The sequence below is a fragment of the Mesorhizobium sp. M7A.F.Ca.US.014.04.1.1 genome (assembly GCF_003998745.1).
Lineage (GTDB): Bacteria > Pseudomonadota > Alphaproteobacteria > Rhizobiales > Rhizobiaceae > Mesorhizobium > Mesorhizobium ciceri.
Genome location: NZ_RZRW01000332.1, coordinates 1 through 6,590, shown reverse-complemented (window position 1 = coordinate 6,590; position 6,590 = coordinate 1). Strand labels below are relative to the sequence as shown.

The 6,590-nt window shown below is 61.1% G+C and carries 5 protein-coding genes, 1 tRNA gene and 1 pseudogene; 5 read left to right on the top strand and 2 right to left on the bottom strand.

The window, feature by feature from the left end; genetic code table 11:
- The 3 genes and pseudogenes from EOA22_RS20980 to EOA22_RS20970 form a co-directional block, all read left to right on the top strand.
- Positions 1 to 370: pseudogene (locus tag EOA22_RS20980) on the top strand (hypothetical protein); the annotation flags it as partial.
- A 196-nt stretch (positions 371 to 566) separates the two neighbouring features.
- Positions 567 to 2,480: an acyltransferase family protein gene (locus EOA22_RS20975; protein ID WP_063170019.1), complete on the top strand. Its 1,914-nt coding sequence runs from the start codon at positions 567 to 569 to the stop codon at positions 2,478 to 2,480.
- Positions 2,481 to 2,561: 81 nt separating this feature from the next.
- Positions 2,562 to 2,635 (top strand) — tRNA-Gly (locus EOA22_RS20970).
- A 2-nt stretch (positions 2,636 to 2,637) separates the two neighbouring features.
- On the opposite strand, the gene EOA22_RS20965 is transcribed toward EOA22_RS20970, so the two are convergent.
- Entirely contained in the window at positions 2,638 to 2,874 is a 237-nt protein-coding gene (locus EOA22_RS20965) for a hypothetical protein (protein ID WP_024503153.1), read from the bottom strand.
- A gap of 130 nt (positions 2,875 to 3,004) precedes the next feature.
- On the bottom strand, positions 3,005 to 3,994 hold the full coding sequence (locus tag EOA22_RS20960) for a LysR family transcriptional regulator (protein ID WP_027161714.1): 990 nt from the start codon (positions 3,992 to 3,994) through the stop codon (positions 3,005 to 3,007).
- A 311-nt stretch (positions 3,995 to 4,305) separates the two neighbouring features.
- On the opposite strand from EOA22_RS20960, the gene chvE reads away from it, so the two are divergent.
- Complete coding sequence (gene chvE / locus EOA22_RS20955) at positions 4,306 to 5,376, top strand: multiple monosaccharide ABC transporter substrate-binding protein (protein WP_027161715.1); 1,071 nt, start codon at positions 4,306 to 4,308, stop codon at positions 5,374 to 5,376.
- Positions 5,377 to 5,499: 123 nt separating this feature from the next.
- Positions 5,500 to 6,590: ATP-binding cassette domain-containing protein (locus tag EOA22_RS20950; protein WP_127390194.1), on the top strand; the 1,091-nt coding region annotated here is incomplete at its 3' end.

The following is a 6,590-nucleotide window of genomic DNA, read 5'->3' as shown; positions in this document are numbered from 1 at the left end:
CGGCAGCGCCTATCAGGTCGCGCCGAGCCCGAAGACATCGGCCAGCGGGGCGCTGGCCTTCGCGCAAAGCCATCATCTGTCCGGCAATGTGTTGAATTCCTACAATTTCGGCGGCACGCTGATTTTCCATGGGTTCAAGACCTATATCGACGGACGGACGGACCAGCTGTTCCTGGGCGGCTTCACAAAGAGCGACAACGACACCGGACGCGGAGACGGCAAGCCGCTCCTCGAAGCCCGCCTGAAGAAATACGCAATAGATTGGGCGCTGCTGTCGGCCGACGACAGCCGGATTCCCTTCTTCGACCAGTTGGGCTGGAAACGGGCCTACTCGGACGATTACGCGGTAATCTATCTGCCCGGCGCCTGATCCTGTGCGTTCCTGGCGGATTTCGCGACAGCCAATATATGCCTTGACACCCATGTTGCAGCGCAGCAAAATTGCTGCCTGAGGGTAAGCCTGTGAGACCGACGAGCCGGGATTTTCAGCACGACCGAAGGCATCGCCGCATGAGCGTGTCGGGTGCGGCCGCACGGATCATGGTGGTCGCGCGCGAGCCGGCCGGATGAACTACCGGCGCGACATCGACGGCCTGCGGGCCGTTGCGGTGCTGCCCGTCGTGCTCTTCCATTTCGGCGTGTCCGCCATTCCTGGCGGCTTCACCGGTGTCGACATCTTCTTCGTCATATCGGGCTATCTGATCAGCGGCAGCCTGCTCGATGATCTTGAGCGGGGCCAGTTCTCGATCGGCCGCTTCTACTGGCGCCGCGCCCGGCGCATCCTGCCGGCGCTGACCTTCGTCATCCTGCTCTCGAGCATTGCCGCCTGGTTCATCCTTCTGCCTTCGGATCTCCACGAATTCAGCCTTAGCGTGATCGCCGCCGCGACCTTCTGGTCGAATATCTATTTCTGGAGAACGATGAACTATTTCTCCATCGACGCAGAACTGCGGCCGCTCCTGCACACATGGTCGCTTTCGGTGGAAGAGCAGTATTATATCTTCGCGCCGATCCTGCTTTATCTGATCCACCGATACGTCTCGAAGCGCTGGCTGACGGTACTTCTGCCGATGGCCGTCGGCAGCTTTGCCCTGGCAGTCATAGCAACCTCGCTGGCACCGACGGCAGGCTTCTATCTCTTGCCGACGCGCATATGGGAGCTGGCGCTGGGCGCCATGCTGATGTTGCGGAAGCCTCCGGTCCTAGCCGGTCGGCTGGCGGTGGAACTGATCGGCCTCGCCGGCTTTGCCCTGATTGCGTTTGGCTTTGTGATGATTTCGGACAGCGATCCGTTTCCCGGCTACAATGCCCTATTCCCCTGCATCGGAACAGCACTGCTGATCTATGCTGGCCAGGATAACGCGGACAGGCCGGCACCTGTCGCCACTCGCGTGCTTCGGTTGGCGCCGCTGGTCTGGGTCGGCCTGATTTCCTATTCGCTTTACCTCGTCCACTGGCCAATCAACTCGTTCGTCCATTATCTCTCGCTGAAGACCGTCGGTGTGCCAACGATTGTCGCGATGACGGTGGCCAGTTTCGCCCTGGCGGCATTCTCCTGGAAATATGTCGAGCAGCCCTTCCGCCAGAAACGAGCCTATACCGCACCGCTGCCTATCTTCGCTTTTTCGGCGACGGCCATCGCGCTGCTGTGCGCCGGTGGTTTGGCCGGTGCACTGGGCAACGGTTTCCCGCAACGGTTCCCGGACTTCTCGACCGAACGTATCCGGGTCGGCGACTGGCGCAACGGCATCTGCTTCAACGAAAACGGGACCCGCATCGAAGACTGGAATCTCGCCGACTGCACCCGTACAACGGGCTTTGCCACCAATGTGCTGCTGTGGGGCGATTCTTTCGCTGCCCATTATGTATCGGGACTTGAGCCCAACGCCCAGAAAATCCAGGCCAATGTCATCCAATACACCTATGCCGGCTGTCCGCCCGACCTGACCTATTTTTCCTATGCTCGGCCCGCCTGCACCCGCTTCAACGAACGGGCCTTGTCGATCATTCGCGACGCAAACATCCAGGCGGTGATCCTGAGCGGCCGATGGACCGACTACCAGGCCAGGGGCTTCGCCGGCCTGCAGAAGACGATCGACCGGCTTCGCGAGATGGGGGTCAAGGTCTATACCGTCGGCCAGTCTCCGGAATTCATCGCCGACGTCCAGAAGATCGCTTTCTTGGTGAAGCGGGAGCATGCCGGAACCACATCCTGGCCTATGGCTATGGATCCGGGCATCAACGCACGGGTTCTGCCGTTCACCAAAGGGGCCGATTTCATAGATCCGCTGACGTATCTGTGCGACTCGGCCGGTTGTTCATACGCCGACGCCAAGACCAATGAATTTCTCTACTTCGACTATGGCCACTTCTCTTCCGCCGGCGCGACGCTGGCCATCTCGAAATACTGGCCAAGTTTCGCCACCAGCGACAAGGCCGCGAAGGCAAACCGGCAATTCACGGCCGCAGGCGCGCCGTGATCCGCAGCACGACGGCGTCGTGCCGAAACGGACCGCTTTGCGATTGCCCGAAGGCCAACCCTCATGCTAACGAGGGCGCACGCGGGTATGATGTAATGGTAGCTTGTCAGCTTCCCAAGCTGAACGCGCGGGTTCGATTCCCGCTACCCGCTCCAGCCTAAGGCGTCAGAACCATTTCAGCGCCTGCCTGTTCGTCGAACACAACCGAGCAGCCTCTCGCCAGCGCCACCGTTGCGAGGGCGTTTGCCGCCGCGTCATCCGATGAAACGAAGTCGCCGGTCAACACCCGCAATTCTTCCACGCCTTCAGCCATGGACACGAAATTGCCGACCGATCGATCGTGCTTGCAGGCCTCGATCACGCAAAGCAGGTCGATGATTTCGAAGCTGCGCATGTTCAGCCTCCAGAAGAAATCGTCCCTTGCAAGATCATGAACGCATCGGCGGGAAATAATGTTCCCAGTTCGCTTTCGCTGGCCTCGGCCTGGCGGCGCTTTCGCCGGAGAAGCTTACCTGATCCAGCCATCATCCCACTTCCCTCAGAATGAAGTCGTGCAGCATCTTGGCGGCCGGCGACAGCGCGCGATTCCTCACCGTGATCAGGCTGTAGGGCCTGACCTCGATGTCGAATTCGGTCTGGACGACGTCGATGGCGCCGGCCAGCCCGTCAGGGTTCTGGATGAATTTCGCCACCTGGACAGAGACCGGTGCGATGGCATCGGATTGCGCGACCATGACCAGGGTCAGGAGCAGCGAACTGGTGTTCAGGATACGGTCCGGCAAAGCGATGTTGCGGTTGAGGAAGTTGCTCTCCATCGCCTGGCGCAAGGGCGAGCCGCCCGACTGGAAGACCCAGTCATAGGCGGCGGTGTCTTCCAGCCGCACCACGCTGCCCCTGGTGAGCGGGTGGCCACGGCGCACGATCAGGCAGGCTTTCTCGACGCCGATGACGCGCGACTCGAACAGCCGCGGATTGAGGTCGTCCGGGATGCGCGCGATGATGAAGTCATGGCGCGTGGCGATCAGCTCGCGTGCCAGCACATTGGAGGTCTCGACCTGCATGGTGATCTCGATGCGCGGATAGATGCGGCGGATTTCACGAATTGCCGGCACCGCCAGCTCGATTGCCGGCGCGGTCACGGCACCCAGGAAAACCGAACCACCCTTGCCCGCCTTGAGCTCGGAAATCTCGCGGTCGACCTCGCGCATCTCCAGCAGGATCGAGCGCGCGCGCCTGGCCAAAGCCTTGCCGTATGGCGTCAAGGTGATGCCGCGCGGCAGCCTCTCGCACAGCTTGACCTCCAGCACCGCCTCCATCTCCGCGATCATGCGCGAGGCCGCCGGCTGCGAAATGTTCAGAACCTGGGCTGCCGCGCTGACCCGGCCATGGTCGTCGAGCGCGACGATCATGCGCATGTGACGCAGACTGAGACCGCTGCGCAGCAGGGTTTCGCCATCGCCCGGTGCTTCTCTGTAACCATCTGAAGCTGTTGTCGGATTCGCTGGCCGCGCCATCGCTTTCCCTGCCTTCTGCTCGTGTACGACCGACATCGGGGTCAGCCCGTCACGTCGCAATACATATACCAACCATGATATAGCAACCATCAAAGATCGCATTTGACAGTTATGGCAAAGACCCACACCCTCCGCGCGTTCCAAGACGTGACGGTCGCCGACGAGAAAAATCGTATCGATTGAATCAGCGTCTCGGGGCCATGGGAGGATACCGGAGATCGATATGACGGCAGCGGTGCCTTGGCGCTTCTGCACGATTGCGCGGCCCGCGACCCCCGGGGTGCCGCGTCCATCAAACAGGGAGAGTTAAAGTGAAAATCATCAAGACACTGGCCGCCGTCGCGGCCCTTGGCATCGCTGCCATGACCTACTCGGCGCACGCAGCCGACAAGGGTCTCGTCGGCGTGCTGATGCCGACCAAGACCTCGCAGCGCTGGATCAATGACGGCGATGCCGTCAAGTCCCAGCTCGAGGCTCTCGGCTACACCGTCGACCTGCAATACGCGCAGGACGACATCCCCAACCAGCTCAGCCAGCTGGAAAACGAAATCACCAAAGGCCCGAAGGCGCTGATCATCGCTTCTATCGACGGCACCACCCTGTCGGATGCTCTGCAGAAGGCCGCTGACGCGGGCGTCGTCGTCGTCGCCTATGACCGCCTGATCAAGAAGACCGCCAATGTCGACTACTACACCACCTTCGACAATTTCGGCGTCGGCGTGATCCAGGCGAATTCGCTGGTCAAGGGCCTCAAGGAACGCTTCCCGAACACCAAGCCGTGGAACGTCGAACTGTTCGGCGGCTCGCCCGACGACAACAACGCCTTCTTCTTCTACAATGGCGCCATCTCCGTCCTGCAGCCGCTGATCGACGACGGCTCGATCAAGATCAAGTCCGGCCAGACCGGCATGGACAAGGTCGGCACGCTGCGTTGGCTCGCCGCCACCGCCCAGGCACGCATGGACAATCTGCTGTCGGCCAACTATTCGGATGGCAGCCGCGTCGATGGCGTTCTTTCGCCCTATGACGGCCTGTCGCGCGGCATCACCGCCTCGCTGCGCGCCGTCGGCTACGGCACCGAGGCTCAGCCTTGGCCAATCGTGACCGGTCAGGACGCTGAGACCGCTTCGGTCAAGCTGATCATCTCGGGCGAGCAGTACTCGACCGTGTTCAAGGACACCCGCGAACTGGCCAAGGCCACCGTCGAGCTCGTCGACAAGGTGCTCTCGGGCGGCAAGCCGGACGGACTCGATGAAAAGACCTACAACAACGACGTCAAGGTCGTTCCCTCGATCCTGTTGACGCCGCATGAAGTCGACAAGTCGAACTACCAGGCGCTGGTCGTCGACTCCGGCTACATCAAGGCCGACGAACTGAAGTAATCCCGGTTACAAAGTCAGGGGGTCCTGCGCAACGCAGGGCCCCTTTTCGTTCACCAGCGAGCCCGGTATTGTCACCGACCTCGCCGGCAATATTTGCCGAGCTCTCAAGGAGCGGTAGTCCCCATGGCCCCGACGATTTTGGAGATGCGCGACATCACCAAGACGTTTCCCGGCGTGAAGGCGCTGTCGAACGTCAATCTCAGCGTCGAGGAAGGCGAGATCCACGCCGTGGTCGGCGAAAACGGCGCCGGCAAGTCGACGCTGATGAAGGTGCTGTCGGGCGTCTATCCCTCCGGCACCTATGACGGCCAGATCATCTTCCAAGGCCAGGAATGCCAGTTCAAGGGCATCCAGGACAGCGAACACAAGGGTATCGTCATCATCCACCAGGAGCTAGCGCTGGTGCCGATGCTGTCGATCGCCGAAAACATCTTCCTCGGCAACGAGCACGCGAAATTCGGCGTCATCGACTGGGACGCCAACGAGGAGCGCACCAGTGCGCTGTTGAAGAAGGTGGGCCTTAAGGAGGACCCCAAGACGCTGATCACCAATATCGGCGTCGGCAAGCAGCAGCTGGTCGAGATCGCCAAGGCGCTGAGCAAGGAGGTCAAGCTCCTGATCCTCGATGAGCCTACGGCATCGCTCAGCGAAAAGGACAGCCAGGCGCTGCTTGACCTGCTGCTCGAATTCAAGCGGCAAGGCATGACCTCGATCCTGATCTCGCACAAGCTCAACGAGATCAACCGGGTCGCCGACAAGGTGACGGTGATCCGTGACGGGCGCACCATCGAGACGCTGGCCAAGAAGGACATCTCCGAAGACCGCATCATCACCTCGATGGTCGGTCGTTCCCTCGACGACCGCTATCCGCCGCGCGAGCCTGATATCGGCGAGATCGTGTTCGAGGTGAAGAACTGGTCGGTCTATCACCCGCTCCATGCCGAGCGGCAGGTGATCAAGGGTATCGACATCAATGTGCGCGAGGGCGAAGTGGTGGGCATTGCCGGGCTGATGGGCGCCGGCCGCACCGAATTCGCCATGAGCCTGTTCGGCCGCTCCTACGGCCGCCGCATCACAGGCGAGGTGCTGCTCAAGGGCAAGCCGATCGATGTGTCCTCGGTAAGCAAGGCGGTCCAACACGGCATCGCCTACGTCACCGAGGATCGCAAGACCTACGGGCTCAACCTCATCGACCATATCAAGCACAACATCAC